The organism is Burkholderia sp. Ed8 (assembly GCF_040761425.1).
Lineage (GTDB): Bacteria > Pseudomonadota > Gammaproteobacteria > Burkholderiales > Burkholderiaceae > Burkholderia > Burkholderia seminalis.
Genome location: NZ_CP142886.1, coordinates 3,707,776 through 3,724,705, shown reverse-complemented (window position 1 = coordinate 3,724,705; position 16,930 = coordinate 3,707,776). Strand labels below are relative to the sequence as shown.

The following is a 16,930-nucleotide window of genomic DNA, read 5'->3' as shown; positions in this document are numbered from 1 at the left end:
CTAGCGCGGCGTCGCGGTACGGACGCCCGTCTACCGACAGGCACATGCACCGCCACGCACTCACCAAAAGGGTGCAGAATGGCGTGCATGCACCAGAATGATTCCGCTGCGACGGCGCGCTGGCGTGATTGCACTGTTTCGGTGCGTTCGCGCGGCCGCCGGTGCGGTGGCCGGCCCCGGAATTGCGCAGCCGGGTCCCGCCGCGACGCGCTCCGGCGCGATTTACGTCGGTTTTGCGATGGCTGGCACGGATGCTGCTATATAGAATTCGGTCGAATCGGGGCGCGCTGCGCTAAAGCAAGACCCCGGTCAGCTCGATAAACGAGGCGGTTCCCAGTCCGCCGGAATTGTTCAATCAGGAGAAGAGGTTATGAGTAAAACCGTCGCCGACGTCATGCAGCTCGTGAAGGACGAGGACGTCAAGTTTGTCGATTTCCGCTTCACGGATACGCGCGGCAAGGAACAGCACGTGTCGGTGCCGGTTTCGGCGTTTGACGAAGACAAGTTCGAAAGCGGCCATGCATTCGACGGTTCGTCGATCGCGGGCTGGAAGGGCATCGAGGCGTCGGACATGCTGCTCATGCCGGACCCGAGCGCGGCCTTCGTCGACCCGTTCTACGAAGAGTCGACCCTCGTGCTGACCTGCGACGTGGTCGAGCCGGCAGACGGCAAGGGCTACGAGCGCGATCCGCGTTCGCTCGCGAAGCGCGGCGAAGCGTACCTGAAGAGCACGGGCATCGGCGACACGGCCTACTTCGGTCCGGAACCGGAATTCTTCATTTTCGACTCGGTCCAGTGGAACACGGACATGTCGGGCTGCTTCGTGAAGATCAACTCGGAAGAAGCACCGTGGTCGGCCGGCAAGGAATTCGAAGGCGGCAACACGGGCCACCGTCCGGGCACGAAGGGCGGTTACTTCCCGGTCGCGCCGGTCGACACGTTCCAGGACATGCGTTCGGAAATGTGCCTGCTGCTCGAACAGCTCGGTATCCCGGTCGAAGTGCACCACCACGAAGTGGCGGGCCAGGGCCAGAACGAAATCGGCACGAAGTTCTCGACGCTGGTGCAGCGCGCCGACTGGACGCAATGGTCGAAGTACATCATCCACAACGTCGCGCACTCGTACGGCAAGACGGCGACGTTCATGCCGAAGCCGGTCGTCGGCGACAACGGTTCGGGCATGCACGTTCACCAGTCGATCTGGAAGGACGGCCAGAACCTGTTCGCGGGCAACGGCTACGCCGGCCTGTCGGAACTGGCGCTGTTCTACATCGGCGGCATCATCAAGCACGCCCGTGCACTGAACGCGATCACGAACCCGACGACGAACTCGTACAAGCGTCTGGTCCCGCACTTCGAAGCACCGGTCAAGCTCGCTTACTCGGCACGCAACCGTTCGGCATCGATCCGCATTCCGCACGTGTCGAACCCGAAGGGCCGCCGCATCGAAACGCGCTTCCCGGATCCGATGGCGAACCCGTACCTGTGCTTCACGGCGCTGATGATGGCCGGCCTCGACGGGATCCAGAACAAGATCCATCCGGGCGAAGCCGCGGACAAGAACCTGTACGACCTGCCGCCGGAAGAGGATGCAAAGATCCCGACCGTCTGCGCGGGCCTCGACCAGGCACTCGAAGCGCTCGACAAGGATCGCGAGTTCCTGACGCGCGGCGGCGTGTTCACGGACGGCATGATCGACGCGTACCTCGCGCTGAAGGAGCAGGAGCTGGCGAAGTTCCGCATGACGACGCACCCGATCGAGTTCGAGATGTACTACTCGCTCTAATCGGCGATGGCGCGACGATTCAGCGCCATTTTGCCGGTTCGTTCCCGTCGCGCGGCCTGCGGCGGGAACGGCGGAGTCTGAAAGGGGACGGCGTCCAGCCGTCCCTTTTTTGTTCCGGTGATTTTCATTTTCTGGCCCGGTGAGGCGCGACAAGCACGCAGATGGTTCTGAAGAATCTGATCAAGGCGAAAACGGGGCAGCCCGAGCGACTGACGGACGACGAGCGGCTCGCGCGTTCGGGCCTGCTGGCGGGGCTGGAAGCGCTGCCGACGGTCGTGATCGTGCTCGACCGCAAGACGCTGCGGATCGCGTTCGCGAACCCGTCGGCGGAGGCGATGCTCGACATCTCGCGCCGGCAGCTCGCGCAGCGGCCGTGGGGCGAGATTTTTCCGAACGCGAACGAGCTGGCATCGACGATCACCGCGATCGGCGAGGAACGCTTTCACGCGACGCACCTCGATACCGTGCTCGACCGGCCCGGCCGCGAACCGCTGCATGTGCATGCGATCGTCGGCTTCCTCGAGTCGGCGCCCGATTTCGTGCTCGTCGAGCTGTTCGAGAACGAACGGCAGTCGCGTACCGACCGGGAAGAGCGCATCCACGACCTGACCGCGGTCAACAAGCAGCTGATCCGCAACCTCGCGCACGAGATCAAGAACCCGCTCGGCGGCATTCGCGGCGCAGCCCAGCTGCTCGAATTCGAACTGGGCGAGCGCGAGCGCGGCGAGTTGCGCGAATACACGCAGGTGATCATCAAGGAGTCCGATCGCCTGCAGACGCTCGTCGACCGGTTGCTGGAGCCGCATCGGCATCCGCACATCGTCGGCGACGTGAACATCCACGAAGTGTGCGAACGCGTGCGCGCGGTGATGCTCGCGGAGTTTCCGCGCGGGCTCACGATCGAGCGCGACTACGACGTGAGCGTGCCGGACCTGCGCGGCGACAAGGAGCAACTGATCCAGGCGCTGCTCAACATCGTGCGCAACGCGGCGCAGGCGCTGCGCGAGCGGATCGCGCAGGGCGACGCGAAGATCGAGCTGCGCACGCGCATCGCGCGCAAGATCACGATCGCGAAGCGCCTGTACCGGCTGGCACTGGACTTGCACGTGATCGACAACGGGCCCGGCATTCCGGACGAGATCCGCGACCGCATTTTCTATCCGCTCGTGTCCGGGCGCGAAGACGGCAGTGGTCTCGGCCTGACGCTCGCGCAGACTTTCGTGCAGCAGCACGACGGGATGATCGAGGTCGAAAGCCGGCCCGGACGTACCGAATTTCAGATTCTGCTGCCGCTCGACCATTGAGCGGCGACATTGCGATTCACCGGATTCACCCATACCTGACCGACCTATGAAGCCGATCTGGATAGTAGACGACGACCAATCGATCCGCTGGGTGCTTGAAAAGGCACTCGCCCGGGACAGCTTCGCGACGAAGAGCTTCGCGAACGTGCGCGATGCGCTGGCCGCGCTCGACCACGAGACGCCGCAGGTGCTCGTGTCCGACATCCGGATGCCGGGCGGCTCGGGCCTCGAGCTGCTGCAGGCGATGCACGAGCGGCTGCCGGGCTTGCCCGTCATCATCATGACGGCGTTCTCCGACCTCGACAGCGCCGTCGCGGCGTTCCAGGGCGGCGCGTTCGAATATCTCGCGAAACCGTTCGACGTCGACAAGGCCGTCGAGCTGATCCGCCGCGCGGTGGAGGAAAGCCTGCGCGGCGGCGCGCCGCAGGACGAGCGCGTCGCCGAGGCGCCCGAGATGCTCGGCCAGGCGCCCGCGATGCAGGACATGTTCCGCGCGATCGGCCGCCTGTCGCATTCGGCCGCGACCGTGCTGATCACCGGCGAATCGGGCACCGGCAAGGAGCTCGTCGCCCGGGCGCTGCATCGCCACAGCCCGCGCGCGAACGGCCCGTTCATCGCGCTGAACACCGCGGCGATTCCGAAGGACCTGCTCGAATCCGAGCTGTTCGGCCACGAGCGCGGCGCGTTCACCGGCGCGCAGACGACACGGCAGGGCCGTTTCGAGCAGGCCGAGAACGGCACGCTGTTCCTCGACGAAATCGGCGACATGCCGTTCGACCTGCAGACGCGCCTGCTGCGCGTGCTGTCGGACGGGCAGTTCTACCGCGTCGGCGGGCACAACCCGCTGCGCGCGAACGTGCGCGTGATCGCCGCGACCCACCAGAATCTCGAATCGCGCGTGCGGCAGGGGTTGTTTCGCGAGGACCTTTACCACCGGCTCAACGTGATCCGGCTGCGCCTGCCGCCGCTGCGCGAACGCAGCGAGGACATCGCGCTGCTCACGCGCCACTTCCTGCAGAAGAGCGCACGCGATCTCGGCGTCGAGCCGAAGCGCGTGTCCGACGACGCGCTCGCGTACCTGACGTCGCTGCCGTTTCCCGGCAATGTCCGGCAGCTCGAGAACCTCGCGAACTGGCTGACCGTGATGGCGCCCGCGCAGACGGTCGAGATCAAGGACCTGCCGCCCGATCTCGTGCCGGCCGGCGCGCCGGTCGTCGCGACGGGCGACGGCGCGGATGCGCCCGGCAGCGCGCCGGCCGTGCCGCCCGCGCTCGGTGCGGCGCCGGCGGCGAGCGCGCCCGTCGCGGCCGCGCCGAACGGCAGCGTGCCGAACGGCTATCCGCTGTGGGAGCATGGCCTGCGCACCGAAGTCGCGCGGCTGTTGCGCGAGAATTCGGCCGACGTGATGGACGAGCTCGCACGCCGTTTCGAGGCGGCCGTGATCCGCGAGGCGCTCGACTTCACGCGGGGCCGCAAGGTCGAGGCCGCGGAGCGCCTCGGTATCGGCCGCAACACGATCACGCGCAAGATCCAGGAACTCCACCTGGAGCCCTGAGCACGAATCGCGGCATGCGCGCGCGTCGCGCATGCCGCGATCGGACATAATCGCGGTTTGCACGCCGTTTGCCATTCCGCCGATCCTCAATGTCCGATTCCTTCCGCTGGCCCGCCGGGGCCGACCCGTTCCGTTTTCTCGAAGCGCTCGACAGCAAGCGCGCCCGCACGTGGGTCGACGAGCAGAATGCGCGCACGCGTGCCGCGCTGCGCGACGACGATGCGTATCGCGCGCTGGCCGCGCGTCTCGCCAAGGCCTATCTGCCGCGTGAGCGCCCGGTGATTCCGACCCGCTGGCGCGACTGGGCGTACGACCTGTGGCAGGACGATCTCCATCCGAAGGGGCTGTGGCGCCGCGCGCGCTGGGACGACTGGCGTGCCGGTCGGCCCGCGTGGGAAACGCTGCTCGACGTCGATGCGCTCGGTGCCGAAGAGGGCGAGTCGTGGGTGTTCGAGCAGGATGCGATCCTGTATCCGGACGGCGATCGCGCGCTGCTGTCGCTGTCGCCGGGCGGTGCCGACGCGGTCGTCGTGCGCGAATTCGATCTCGTCGAACGCCGTTTCGTCGACGGCGGCTTCACGATCGACGAACCGGGCCATCACACGGTCGGCTGGATCGACCGCGACACCGTCTACGTGAGCTGGGATCGCGGCGAAGCGCATGCGACCGCGGCCGGCTATCCGTACGAAGCGCGGCGCTGGGTGCGCGGCACGGCGCTCGCCGATGCGCCCGTCGTGTTCAGCGGCGAACCCGACGACATCAGCGCCGGGGCGTGGTTCGATCCGATCGATCGGCGTCACGTCGCGTGGCGCAGCGTCGACTTCTTCGACGCGCATGCGTACTGGCTGACCGACGCCGGCGAGTGGGCGCGCTACGACGTGCCGACGCACGTCGAGGTCGGGTTCTGGGAAGGCTGGCTCGTGCTGGAGCCGCGCCTCGACTGGGATTGCGACGGCGTGCGCCATGCGGGCGGCTCGCTGCTCACGATCCGCGAGCAGGCGTTCCTGGCCGGGTCGCGCGCATTCACGACGCTGTTCGCGCCGCGGCCGACCACATCCGCGTGCACGTGGACGCACACGCGCACGATGCTGATCGCGAGCTGGCTCGACGACGTGCACAACCGGACGATGCTGTGGCAGCCTCGACAGGCCGACGACGGCACGTGGACATGGGACGCGCGGCCGTTCGAGTGGACGGGTGATGCGCAGACCGACGTCGAACCCGTCGAGGCGACGCTGAACGACGAGGTGTACGTCGACGTCGACGCCTATCTCGATCCGCCCGAATGCTGGCTGGTCGATCTTGCCGATCGGGCGGACGACGCGCCGTCGCGCCGTGTGCTGCTCGACCGGCCGCCGGTGCAGTTCGAGGCGGCCGGGCTCGTCGTGCGCCGCGCGAGCGCGCGCTCGCAGGACGGCACGATGGTGCCGTACACGCTGATCGGGCCGCGCGATGCGCTCGATCCGGCCGACGGCGCCGCGCGCGTCGCGCGGCCGTGTTTGCTGTCGGGCTACGGCGGCTTTGCGATCCCGAACCTGCCGGGCTACAGCGACGCGTTCGGCATCGGGTGGCTCGAACGCGGCGGCGTGATGGCGTTCGCGCATATCCGCGGCGGCGGCGAGTTCGGGCCGCGCTGGCACGTCGACGCGCAGCGCGAACATCGGCAGCGTTCATTCGACGATTTCATCGCGGTGGCCGAGGATCTGGCCGCGACCGGCGTGACGACGGCCGCGCAGCTCGGGATCGAGGGCGGCAGCAACGGCGGACTGCTGGTCGCCGCGTGCATGATGCAGCGGCCGGAGCTGTTCGGCGCGGTGCTGTGCCGCGTGCCGCTGCTCGACATGCAGCGCTATCCGAAGCTGCACGCGGGCGCCGCATGGCTCGACGAATACGGCGACCCCGACGATCCGCGCGAGGGCGCGGCGCTGGCCGCGTATTCGCCGTATCACCGCGTGCGCGAAGGCGTCACGTATCCGCCGCTGCTGCTGACGACGTCGACGCGCGACGACCGCGTGCATCCCGCGCATGCGCGCAAGATGGCCGCGCGCATGCAGGCGCTCGGTCACGAACGGGTGTGGTATTGGGAGAACACCGACGGCGGCCACGGCAGCGCCGACGATCTGGAGCGTGCGGAGGCCGATGCGGCCGAGTTCGGCTTCCTGTGGGCCCATCTCGGGCCGGCGCCCGCGCGGCACTGAGCGCGCGGGCGGATGGGACGATCAGCCGACGACCGCGACGACGGGCGTGTGGTCGGACGGTTGTTCCCACGTGCGCGGCGTACGATCGACCTCGCACGACGTGCAGGTTTCCGCGAGCGCCGGCGACAGCAGGATGTGGTCGATGCGCAGCCCGGCGTTGCGGCGGAACGCCATCATCCGGTAGTCCCACCACGTGAAGGTTTTCTCGGGCTGCTCGAAGCGGCGGAACGCATCGACGAAGCCGAGCTCGATCAGTTGCGCGAAGTGCGCGCGCTCCTGCGGCGACACGAGGTTCTGACCTTCCCATTTCGCGGGATCGTGCACGTCGCGGTCTTCCGGCGCGATGTTGTAGTCGCCGAGCAGCGCGAGCTTCGGGTAGCGCTGCAGCTCGGTGCGCAGCCACGCCTGCAGCGCGTCGAGCCATTGCATCTTGTAGACGAACTTGTCGGAGTCGGGCGCCTGGCCGTTCGGGAAGTAGGCGGACACGATGCGCACGCCGTCGATCGTCGCGGCGACCACGCGCTGCTGCGGATCGTCGAAGCCGGGGATGTTGCGCACGATGTCCGATTCGTCGACGGCGAGCGACGCGCGCGCGAGGATCGCGACGCCGTTGTAGGTCTTCTGGCCCGTGAACCAGCTGCGATAGCCGATCGCCTCGAGATCGGCGCGCGGGAATTTCTCGTCAGGCAGCTTCAGTTCCTGCAGGCACAGTACGTCGGTGCCGCTTTGCGCGAGCCAGTCGAGCACATGCTGCTTGCGGACGTTGAGCGAGTTGACGTTCCAGGTGGCGATTTTCATGAACGGGAGTATGTGTGCGGCGTGAATGCGAAGGCCGCCATCTTACCGCGAGCATGCGGGGCGAACGCGCGCGAAACGCGACGCGGAGCAGGGCGCAGGCCACGCCGTCTGGAAGACGAGAGAAGAATTTGTGACAAAAGTGTTGACGTGAGTACTTCATCACCCTATAATTTATTTCTCTGACGCGGGGTGGAGCAGTCTGGCAGCTCGTCGGGCTCATAACCCGAAGGTCGTAGGTTCAAATCCTACCCCCGCAACCAAGCACACCAGACGATGTGCAGCGCAAGTGACCGATGCGCGCTTCGTCGACAGGAACCCGGCCCCGTGCCGGGTTTTTTGTTTTCCGCGTGCGATATCGCCGGCGCGGTTGTCGTGGTTACCGCGCCGCCCACTCCACGGCCGCCTTCGCATGCAGCGCGGTCGTGTCGAACACCGGCAGCGGCGAATCGTCCGCGCCGATCAGCAGCGTGATTTCCGTGCAGCCGAGAATCACGGCCTGCGCGCCGCGCCGCGCCAGTGCCTCGATGATCGACACGTAGGTCGCGCGCGATTCCGCCGCGACGATACCGTGGCACAGCTCGTCGTAGATGATCCGGTGCACGTCGTCGCGCCCGCGTTCGTCCGGCACGAGCACGTCCATCCCGAATTTGTCGCGCAGCCGCTCCGCATAGAACGGCAACTCCATCGTGTAGCGCGTGCCGAGCAGCGCGACGCGCTCGACGCCCGCGTCGCGCAGCGCGCTGCCGGTCGGATCGGCAATGTGCAGGAACGGCAGCTTCACCGCGGCTTCGATCGCGTCGTGCACGCGATGCATCGTATTGGTCGTCAGCACGACGAGATCGGCGCCGGCCGCTTCGAGCTGGCGCGCCGCGTCGGCCATCCGTTCGCCGAGCGCCGCCCAGTCGTGCGTGCGCTGCAGCGCTTCGATTTCCGCGAAGTCGACCGTGACCAGCACGCTTTTCGCGTTGTGGTGGCCGCCATGCAGCGCCTTCGAATGCCGGTTGATCATCCGGTAGTACTCGGCCGACGATTCCCAGCTCATGCCGCCGATCAATCCGATCGTCTTCATCCGTCACCTTCTCGTTTGGTGTGTCGCGGCAGACGAGTATAGGCGTCGCTGCCGGCGCGCGGCCGGTACGATCCGCGCAAAGCGGGCCGGTACGGCGCAGCCGGGCGCGGCCGCACGCGACAGTTGAAACCGGCACTGTGTTTTTGTACAGTATCGGCACCGTGAACCCGACCACCATCCCGCCTGCCGATCCGCACGTGCCGCCACCGGGCGACGCGCTGCCGCGCATGCGCAAGATCATTCACTGCGACTGCGACTGTTTCTACGCGTCGGTCGAGATGCGCGACGATCCGTCGCTGCGCAACCGGCCGCTCGCGGTCGGCGGCCGACCCGACCAGCGCGGCGTGATCGCGACCTGCAACTACGAGGCGCGGCGCTATGGCGTGCATTCGGCGATGTCGTCGGCACTCGCGATGCGCAAGTGCCCGGACCTGCTGATCCTGCCGTCCGCGATGGACAAATACCGCGCGGCGTCGCGGCAGATCATGGCGATCTATCGCGACTACACGCCCGACGTCGAGCCGCTGTCGCTCGACGAGGCGTACCTCGACGTCAGCGGGTCCGAGCGGTGCCAGGGCAGTGCGACGCTGATCGCGCGCGAGATCCGCCAGCGCGTGTTCGACACGGTCGGCGTGACCGTGTCGGCCGGCGTCGCGCCGAACAAGTTCATCGCGAAGATCGCGTCGGACTGGAACAAGCCGGACGGCCTGTTCGTCGTGCGGCCGCACGAGATCGACGCGTTCGTCGCGGCGCTGCCGGTGCGCAAGCTGCACGGCGTCGGCAAGGTGACGGCCACGCGGCTCGACCGGCTCGGCATCCAGACCTGCGCGCAGTTGCGCGACTGGCCGCTGATCGACCTGCATCGCGAGTTCGGCGCATTCGGGCGGCGGCTGTACGAACTGTCGCGCGGCATCGACGAGCGGCCCGTGCAGGCCGACCAGGAGCGCAAGTCGGTCAGCGTCGAGACGACCTACGTGACCGACCTGACGACGCTCGAGCAATGCGCGGATGAGATTCGCCGCCTCGTCGTGCAGCTCGACGCGCGGATCGCGCGCGCTGGCGCCGCGCGGTCGATCCGCAAGCTGTACGTGAAGATCCGCTTCGCCGATTTCCAGCGCACGACGGTCGAATGCGTGGCCGACGCAACGCATGCGGAGACGGCCGTCACGCTGCTCGCGAAGGGGCTGCAGCGGCGCGCGCAGGCCGTACGGCTGCTCGGCGTCGGCGTGCGCATCGACGAGGACACGGCCGAGCGTCACGGGCAGTTCTCGCTGTTCGACGACGAAGCGCCCGCGCCATGAAAAAAGGCACCGCCGTGGCGGTGCCTGTCGATGCAGCCGGAAGGGTCGGGCGGCGCGCTCAGTGCGCGGGCGCGGCCATCCCGTTGTGGCGCAGCAGCGCATCGATTTCCGGCTCGCGGCCGCGGAACGCCTTGAACGAATCCATCGCCGGGCGGCTGCCGCCGACCTCGAGGATCTCGCGGCGATAGCGCGTGCCGGTGGCCGCGTCGAGCACGCTGCCGCTCTGGGCGGCCGCTTCCTCGAACGCCGCGTACGCGTCGGCCGACAGCACCTCGGCCCACTTGTAGCTGTAATAGCCGGCCGCGTAGCCGCCCGCGAAGATGTGGCTGAACGTGTTCGGCCAGCGCGAGAAGGCCGCCTGCGGGATCACGTGGTAGCGCTCGTTGATCTCGCGCGCGAACGCGGTCACGCCGGTGGCGCCGGCCGGGTCGAAGTCGACGTGCAGCAGCATGTCGAACATCGAGAACACGATCTGGCGCAGCGTGCCGAGCCCGCTCTGGAAATTCTTCGCGGCGATCATCTTGTCGAACAGCTCGCGCGGCAGCGCGGCGCCCGTATCGACGTGCGACGACATCGACGACAGCACGTCCCATTCCCAGCAGAAGTTTTCCATGAACTGCGACGGCAGCTCGACCGCATCCCATTCGACGCCGTTGATGCCCGACACGCCGAGTTCGTCGACGCGCGTGAGCATGTGGTGCAGCCCGTGGCCGAACTCGTGGAACAGCGTGATGACTTCGTCGTGCGTGAAGCACGCGGGCTTGCCGCCGATCGGCGCCGAGAAGTTGCAGGTGAGATACGCGACCGGCGTCTGCACGTCGCTGCCGCGCTTCGCACGCGAACGCGCGTCGTCCATCCATGCGCCGCCGCGCTTGCCTTCGCGCGCGTACAGGTCGAGATAGAACTGCGCGACGAGCGAGCCGTCGCGGTTCTCGACGCGGAAGAAGCGCACGTCCTTGTGCCACACCGGCGCTTCATCCGGCTTGATCCGCACGCCGAACAGCGTTTCGGTGACGGTGAACAGGCCCTTGAGCGCGGCCGGTTCCGGGAAGTACTGCTTGACCTCGTTTTCCGAGAACGCGTAGCGCTGCTGGCGCAGCTTCTCGGCCGCGTACGCGACGTCCCACGGCGCGAGTTCGGCGAGGCCGAGTTCCTTCGCGGCGAACGTGCGCAGCTCGTCCCAGTCCTTGTCCGCGTGCGGACGCGCGCGCGTCGCGAGATCCTCGAGGAAGGCGATGACCTGTTGCGGCGATTCGGCCATCTTCGGCGCGAGCGACACTTCGGCGAAATTGCGGTAGCCGAGCATCTGCGCCTCTTCGCGGCGCAGCTTCAGCTCGTCGGCGACGATCGCCGTGTTGTCCCATTCGGCCTTGCCGCCGCCGTACTGCGGCCCGAGTTCCGACGCGCGCGTCGCATAGGCGCGGTAGAGCGTCTCGCGCAGCGCGCGGTTCTCGGCGTACTGCAGCACCGGGAAGTACGACGGGAAGTGCAGCGTGAATTTCCAGCCTGCCTTGCCGTCCTTCTGCGCGGCTTCGCGGGCGGCCTCGATCGCATCGCCGGGCAAGCCGGCCAGTTCGGCTTCGTCCTCGACGACATACGCGTACGCGTTGGTCGCGTCGAGCACGTGGTCGGAGAAGGCCTTCGACAGCGCGGCCTGCTGCTCCTGCAGTTCCGCGAAGCGCGGCTTCTGATCCTCCGGCAGCTCGGCGCCCGACAGGCGGAAATCGCGCAGCGCGTTATCGAGGATCTTCTTGCGTTCGGCGGACAGCGTCGCGTATTCGGCGCTCGCGGCAATTGCCTTGTACTTTTCGTACAGCGCGAGATTCTGGCCGACGCTCGACCAGAACTCGGTCACGCGCGGCAGGTTTTCGCCGTAGGCGGCGCGCAGCTCCGGCGTGTCGGCGACCGCGTTCAGATGGCCGACGATGCCCCATGCGCGGCCGAGCGGCTCCGTGGCCTGCTCGACCGTCTCGACGACGGCGGCCCAGGTCGACGGCGTCTCCTGCGCGCTCGCGGTTTCGACCGCGCGGCTGGCGGCGTCGAGCAGCGTATCGAGGGCGGGCGTCACGTGTTCCGGGCGGATTTCGCCGAAACGGGGCAGGCCGGAGAAGTCGAGGAGCGGATTGGTGTTGGCGCTGGCGGACATAAGACTCCCTGTCTGTTGCCGGATGAACCGGGATGAAAAGGGTAACGGCGGCTGGGCGCGACGGCGCCCGATACCGACATTATTGGGGCGCATCGTGCGCTTTCCAATCGTTAGTTTCTAATGGCGCGATTGACGCAGGGTCGGATGCGTGGCCGCGCGCATCCGACGGCGGGCATCCGGGGACGGGCGTCCGGCGGCTTGCGGCCGGGCGCGGTGCGGCCGTATCGACGCGGCCGGCGAGACGCCGGCGCACGCAGGCGCGCCGGCTGAACGGGGATGCGTCAGGCCGCGGCGGCAGCGGCGCGTTCGGCGGATTCGATCGTGTTGACCAGCAGCATCGTGATGGTCATCGGGCCAACGCCGCCCGGCACCGGCGTGATGTAGCCGGCCACTTCCTTCACGCCCGCGAAATCGACGTCGCCGCACAGCTTGCCCGCATCGTCGCGGTTCATGCCGACGTCGATCACCGTCGCGCCCGGCTTCACCATGTCGGCGGTCAGGATGTTGCGCTTGCCGACCGCGGCGACCACGATGTCGGCCTGCCGCGTGTGCGCGGCGAGGTCGCGCGTCTTGCTGTGGCAGATCGTCACGGTCGCGCCGGCGTCGAGCAGCATCATCGCCATCGGCTTGCCGACGATGTTCGAACGGCCGATCACGACCGCATTCGCGCCCTGCAGCGCGATGCCGTGCGCCTCGAACATCTTCATCACGCCGTACGGCGTGCACGGGCGGAACAGCGGCTTGCCGGTCATCAGCGCGCCGGCGTTCGCGACGTGAAAGCCGTCGACATCCTTCTCCGGCGCGATCGCCTCGATCACCTTGTGGCTGTCGATATGCGCGGGCAGCGGCAGCTGCACGAGGATGCCGTGGATCTTCGGGTCGCGGTTCAGCTCGTCGATGCGCGCGAGCAGGTCGGCTTCCGACAGCGTGGCCGGGTAGGCATCCTTCAGCGAGAAGAAACCATTGTCCTCGCACGCCTTGATCTTGTTGCGCACGTAGACTTCGCTCGCCGGGTTTTCGCCGACGAGGATCACCGCGAGACCGGGCTGGTGGCCGCGAGCGGTCAGGGCGGCGGCGCGTTCGGCGGCCTGGGCGCGCAAGGTCTTCGAAAGGGCGTTGCCGTCGATGAGGAGGGCTGTCATGGTGGTGGGTCCTGCCGGGAAGTTGGAATGCGGGCGTACGGCGCCGGAAGCGCCGCAGCAAAGCACGCAATTATACCGTTCGCTTGCTGCCGTCCGACAGCGAATCAACGGGAAGCGTCATGGTCGCGGCGCGCGTGTGCCGGGAGGAAAGGCCGCCGCCGCGCGAGTGGGCCGCATCGCGCGGGGCGGCAAGCGCCGGTGGCGGGCCGGGCGGGCAGCGCCGCCGCGGCCGCTGAAGACGCTCAGGCCTGCTTCTTCGACAGCGCGAGGCGCAGCAGGTCGGCCACCGTGTTGACGTTGAGCTTTTCCATGATGTTCGCGCGATGCGCTTCGACCGTCTTGATGCTGATGCCGAGATCGTCGGCGATCTGCTTGTTCAGGCGGCCCGCGATGATGCGTTCGAGCACCTGCTGCTCGCGCGCGGTCAGCTTCGACAGGCGCTCGCTCGCGGCACGCTGTTCCTGGACGCTCTTGCTTTCGCTTCGGGCCTTGTCGAGCATCCGCTCGACGAGCTTGCGCAGCTCGGCTTCGTCGAACGGTTTCTCGATAAAGTCCATCGCACCCTTTTTCATCGTCGACACGGCCATCGGCACGTCGCCGTGACCCGTGACGAAGATGATCGGCAGCGCGGCGTTGTCGGCGATCAGGCGCTCCTGCAGCTCGAGGCCGCTCATGCCCGACATCCGCACGTCGAGGATCAGGCACGCGATCTGGCCGGCCTGCTGCGCCGGCTGGTAGGCATCGAGGAACTGCTCGGCGCTCGAGAAGCATTGCACGCGATAGCCGTTCGCCTCCAGCAGCCAGCGCAGCGAGTCCCGTACGGCCTCGTCGTCGTCGACGACAAAGACGGTTTCCTGAGTGGTGGTGACAGGGCTATTCATAGTTCTCCCGTAACGGTATGTGATGCCGATGCCTCGCGCCCCCCTTGGCCGAGATCAGCGGGTTCCCCAATGGGCAGGCTGCAGTGGAACGTCGCGCCGGAAATGCGGCCATCCGGCTCGACGTTGTTGACCACCCACAGACGCCCCCGATGCGATTCGATGATCGAACGGCAGATGTTCAGCCCCATGCCCATGCCATCGGACTTGGTGCTGTAAAACGGTTCGAACAGGCGCTCGGCGGTCGCTTCGTCGACGCCCGGACCCTGGTCGATCACGCGGATGTCGACGAAACCCGCGTCGATGTCGGCGACGACGCGGATCACGCCGTCCGCCGAGGCCGGCTTCACGTCGGCCATCGCCTCGGCCGCGTTCTTCATCAGGTTCATCAACACCTGCTCGATCAGCACGGGGTCGACATAAATAATAGGCATTCTTGCGAGGATTTCCGTGACGATCCGGATCCTGCGCTTCCTGGCCTCGATTTCGGCGAGCCCGACCGCGTCGGCGACGATGTCCGCGACCCGGGCCGGCTGGCGCTTCGGCTCGCTGCGCTTCACGAATTCGCGGATCCGCTTGACGATCATCCCGGCACGCAGTGCCTGCTGCGCGGTCTTTTCCAGCGCGGGCTGCAGCGTCTCGGGCGTGCCGCGGCCGCTCTTGACGAGCGCGAGCGTGCCCGAGCAGTAGTTGTTGATCGCGGCGAGCGGCTGGTTCAATTCGTGAGCAATCGACGACGCCATTTCACCCATCGTCATCAATCGGCTCGTGAACTGCAGCTTTTCTTCCTGCTGGTGCGCGAGTTCCTGCGCCTTCTTGCGGGTCGTGATGTCGGTCGCGATCTGCATCTGCGCGAGGTGGCCGTCGACCCACTGGATGTACTGGCGGCGCACCTCGAACCATTTCTGGATGCTTTCGACGTACACCTCCTGCGCATCGGCGGTGCTGCTCGTCAGCGCGGCGGCCGGCAGGCCCGCGAACGCGTCGACCATGTCGATCGAGTCGGACGATGCCTGCGCGCGGTCGAAGCCGCCGCCCGACAGTTCCAGATGGCCGTCCGGGCGGATGCCGAACAGGTGGCGGTAGTAGCGGTTCGCGAACAGCAGCTCGGCTTCGTCGGCGGCGAGCACCGACACCGCGGCGTCGAGGCTTTCGAGCACCGTCGTGAAGCGTTCGTGCGCGGCCGCGAGTTCCTCGCGCGCGCGCTTCGGTTCGGTGATGTCGGTCATCGACGACATCCAGCCGGTCTGGCGGCCCGAACTGTCGATCAGCGGCGACACGTACAGGCGCGCATGGAACAGCGTGCCGTTCTTGCGCCGCACGCGCAGCTCGAAGCCCGAGCTCGGCGCCTTGCCGCGCAGCGTCATGTCGAGCTGGCGCTGCATTTCCGGGTAGGCGTCGCGCGGCCAGTACGGGAACGGCGCGACCTTGCCGACGAGGTCGGTTTCGTCCCAGCCCGTCATCCGGCAGAACGCGGGGTTCACGTGCGTGATGCGGCCGTGCATGTCGAGCACGCGCATGCCGATCAGCACCGAGTTTTCCATCGCGCGGCGGAAGAACGCTTCCGCGTACAGCGCCTGCTGCGCCTCGAAGCGCTGGCGCGTGTGCTTCCACAGGCTCCAGAGACTCCACAGCACGAAGCACGACAGGCCGGCGACGAGCCACACGAGCGTGTTGTTGGTCAGGTTCGTGAGCTGCGGGAATGCGTACACGCGCACCGTCAGCCCCTGGCCGGGCGGATCGAGCGGCAGGTCGTAGTGCGAGTCGCGCGGCAGGCGCGGGCGCGTCGACGTGGACGACAGCTCGCGGTTGTTCGCGTCGGTGATCGAGATCTTGTACTTCGACGACAGTTCCTGCGGGATGTCGTGCTTCAGGATGCCCTCGACCGAGAACACCGCGGCGATCGAGCCGAGATATTCGCGGTCGCCGCGCATCACGGGCGTCTGCAGCGTGATGAAGCCGTTGCCGAAGTCGTCGTAGATCAGCGGCGAATAGGCCTGGCGGCGCGTGCTGCGCGCTTCGTCGTACGCGCCGCGCACGGCGTCCTGCATCTGCGCGTCGCCCGGCTTCGCGAGCCGCTGGCCGAGCAGCGGCGGATGCACGGTCGGCCAGCGCTGCACGCCGGGCGCGGTGTACCAGTTCAGGTAGAGGATTTCCGGATGCGTCTGCATCACGTCCGCGACGGCCATCTGGAATGCGTTCTGGTCGAGGCGGCCCGACGCGAGATCGCGCGACAGCGCCTGCAGCTGTTCCTGCGCGCCCGTCATCGACAGGCGGATCTGTTGCTGCGCCCAGGCGACGTTACGGAACAGTGTGTCTTCCTGCTGCTGCTGTTCGCGGCGATTGAGGCTCCACAGGATGAGGCTCATCACCACGAGAAATACCAGGATCGACAGCAGCGGCGTCAGCAAATAGGAATTGGACCACCACGGTCCGTGGTGCCAACGGGACGGCTGCGACTCCGCCGGCGGGCCCGACGGTCGCGCCGAGCGTGCGAAAAGCCGATCGGTCAACATGGCAGGATTGTAGCGCAGCGCAATACATGGAAAACCGGTACCGGATATGTTGAACGGAAACGGATTTGTTCCGCCGTGGCGTGCCGCCGCGCCCCGAAGCATGGGTGCGGCGCAGCAATATTTCGCATTGCGAGAAAAGATCTCACAATTCGAAAATTTTATTGCGCAGGCCCGCGCACGCTCATTACAATCCGCTGGAGCTTGCCCGCAGCCGGCCGCGTCGCGTCGTCTGCATGA

Annotated in this window: 11 protein-coding genes and 1 tRNA gene; 6 read left to right on the top strand and 6 right to left on the bottom strand. The window is 67.2% G+C overall.

The genetic code is table 11. The annotated features are described in order from the left end of the window. Positions 1–370: 370 nt before the first annotated feature. The 4 genes from glnA (at position 371) to VXM69_RS31105 (ending at position 6,843) form a co-directional block, all read left to right on the top strand. Complete coding sequence (glnA, locus tag VXM69_RS31120) at positions 371–1,786, top strand: type I glutamate--ammonia ligase (protein ID WP_017331833.1); 1,416 nt, start codon at positions 371–373, stop codon at positions 1,784–1,786. A gap of 161 nt (positions 1,787–1,947) precedes the next feature. Continuing rightward, positions 1,948–3,090 (top strand): nitrogen regulation protein NR(II), encoded by a 1,143-nt coding sequence (glnL, locus tag VXM69_RS31115; RefSeq protein ID WP_034188960.1) that lies wholly within the window; start codon positions 1,948–1,950, stop codon positions 3,088–3,090. Between the two features lie 46 nt (positions 3,091–3,136). Further along, positions 3,137–4,645 (top strand): nitrogen regulation protein NR(I), encoded by a 1,509-nt coding sequence (gene ntrC / locus VXM69_RS31110; RefSeq protein WP_034188959.1) that lies wholly within the window; start codon positions 3,137–3,139, stop codon positions 4,643–4,645. A gap of 89 nt (positions 4,646–4,734) precedes the next feature. Beyond that, positions 4,735–6,843 carry a prolyl oligopeptidase family protein gene (locus tag VXM69_RS31105; protein WP_367189737.1) on the top strand — a complete coding sequence of 703 codons (2,109 nt, stop codon included), beginning with the start codon at positions 4,735–4,737 and terminating at the stop codon, positions 6,841–6,843. A gap of 21 nt (positions 6,844–6,864) precedes the next feature. On the opposite strand, the gene xth is transcribed toward VXM69_RS31105, so the two are convergent. After that, the gene (xth, locus tag VXM69_RS31100; protein ID WP_226252893.1) at positions 6,865–7,641 is read right to left on the bottom strand and encodes an exodeoxyribonuclease III; all 777 of its coding nucleotides are present in this window, start codon (positions 7,639–7,641) and stop codon (positions 6,865–6,867) included. Positions 7,642–7,824: 183 nt separating this feature from the next. Between xth and VXM69_RS31095 the strand changes: the two genes are divergently transcribed. Continuing rightward, positions 7,825–7,901 (top strand) — tRNA-Met (locus VXM69_RS31095). A gap of 116 nt (positions 7,902–8,017) precedes the next feature. On the opposite strand, the gene VXM69_RS31090 is transcribed toward VXM69_RS31095, so the two are convergent. Further along, on the bottom strand, positions 8,018–8,710 hold the full coding sequence (locus VXM69_RS31090) for an aspartate/glutamate racemase family protein (RefSeq protein WP_034188956.1): 693 nt from the start codon (positions 8,708–8,710) through the stop codon (positions 8,018–8,020). Between the two features lie 137 nt (positions 8,711–8,847). Here VXM69_RS31090 and dinB point away from each other — a divergent pair, with 137 nt between their 5' ends. Next, positions 8,848–10,011, top strand: a complete 1,164-nt coding sequence (gene dinB, locus VXM69_RS31085; protein ID WP_034188955.1) for a DNA polymerase IV — start codon at positions 8,848–8,850, stop codon at positions 10,009–10,011. 58 nt (positions 10,012–10,069) lie between these two features. On the opposite strand, the gene VXM69_RS31080 is transcribed toward dinB, so the two are convergent. From VXM69_RS31080 to fixL, 4 genes are all read right to left on the bottom strand, one after another. Next, positions 10,070–12,157 (bottom strand): M3 family metallopeptidase, encoded by a 2,088-nt coding sequence (locus VXM69_RS31080; RefSeq protein ID WP_069707183.1) that lies wholly within the window; start codon positions 12,155–12,157, stop codon positions 10,070–10,072. A gap of 281 nt (positions 12,158–12,438) precedes the next feature. Further along, on the bottom strand, positions 12,439–13,299 hold the full coding sequence (gene folD / locus VXM69_RS31075; protein WP_034188953.1) for a bifunctional methylenetetrahydrofolate dehydrogenase/methenyltetrahydrofolate cyclohydrolase FolD: 861 nt from the start codon (positions 13,297–13,299) through the stop codon (positions 12,439–12,441). Positions 13,300–13,541: 242 nt separating this feature from the next. After that, a complete protein-coding gene (gene fixJ / locus VXM69_RS31070; RefSeq protein ID WP_006493245.1) occupies positions 13,542–14,180 on the bottom strand; it encodes an oxygen response regulator transcription factor FixJ in 639 nt (212 codons plus the stop codon). Next, positions 14,177–16,693, bottom strand: coding sequence for an oxygen sensor histidine kinase FixL (gene fixL, locus VXM69_RS31065; RefSeq protein ID WP_034188952.1), 2,517 nt, complete (start codon positions 16,691–16,693; stop codon positions 14,177–14,179). Before fixL ends, fixJ begins: the two co-directional genes overlap by 4 nt. Between the last annotated feature and the right edge of the window lie 237 nt (positions 16,694–16,930).

Excerpts from the sequence above, each read along its gene's own strand:
- glnA (WP_017331833.1), top strand. The coding sequence starts at position 371 with ATGAGTAAAACCGTCGCCGACGTCATGCAGCTCGTGAAGGACGAGGAC.
- folD (WP_034188953.1), bottom strand. The coding sequence starts at position 13,299 with ATGACAGCCCTCCTCATCGACGGCAACGCCCTTTCGAAGACCTTGCGC.
- xth (WP_226252893.1), bottom strand. The coding sequence starts at position 7,641 with ATGAAAATCGCCACCTGGAACGTCAACTCGCTCAACGTCCGCAAGCAG.
- ntrC (WP_034188959.1), top strand. The coding sequence starts at position 3,137 with ATGAAGCCGATCTGGATAGTAGACGACGACCAATCGATCCGCTGGGTG.
- VXM69_RS31105 (WP_367189737.1), top strand. The coding sequence starts at position 4,735 with ATGTCCGATTCCTTCCGCTGGCCCGCCGGGGCCGACCCGTTCCGTTTT.
- glnL (WP_034188960.1), top strand. The coding sequence starts at position 1,948 with ATGGTTCTGAAGAATCTGATCAAGGCGAAAACGGGGCAGCCCGAGCGA.
- fixL (WP_034188952.1), bottom strand. The coding sequence starts at position 16,693 with ATGTTGACCGATCGGCTTTTCGCACGCTCGGCGCGACCGTCGGGCCCG.
- VXM69_RS31080 (WP_069707183.1), bottom strand. The coding sequence starts at position 12,157 with ATGTCCGCCAGCGCCAACACCAATCCGCTCCTCGACTTCTCCGGCCTG.
- VXM69_RS31090 (WP_034188956.1), bottom strand. The coding sequence starts at position 8,710 with ATGAAGACGATCGGATTGATCGGCGGCATGAGCTGGGAATCGTCGGCC.
- fixJ (WP_006493245.1), bottom strand. The coding sequence starts at position 14,180 with ATGAATAGCCCTGTCACCACCACTCAGGAAACCGTCTTTGTCGTCGAC.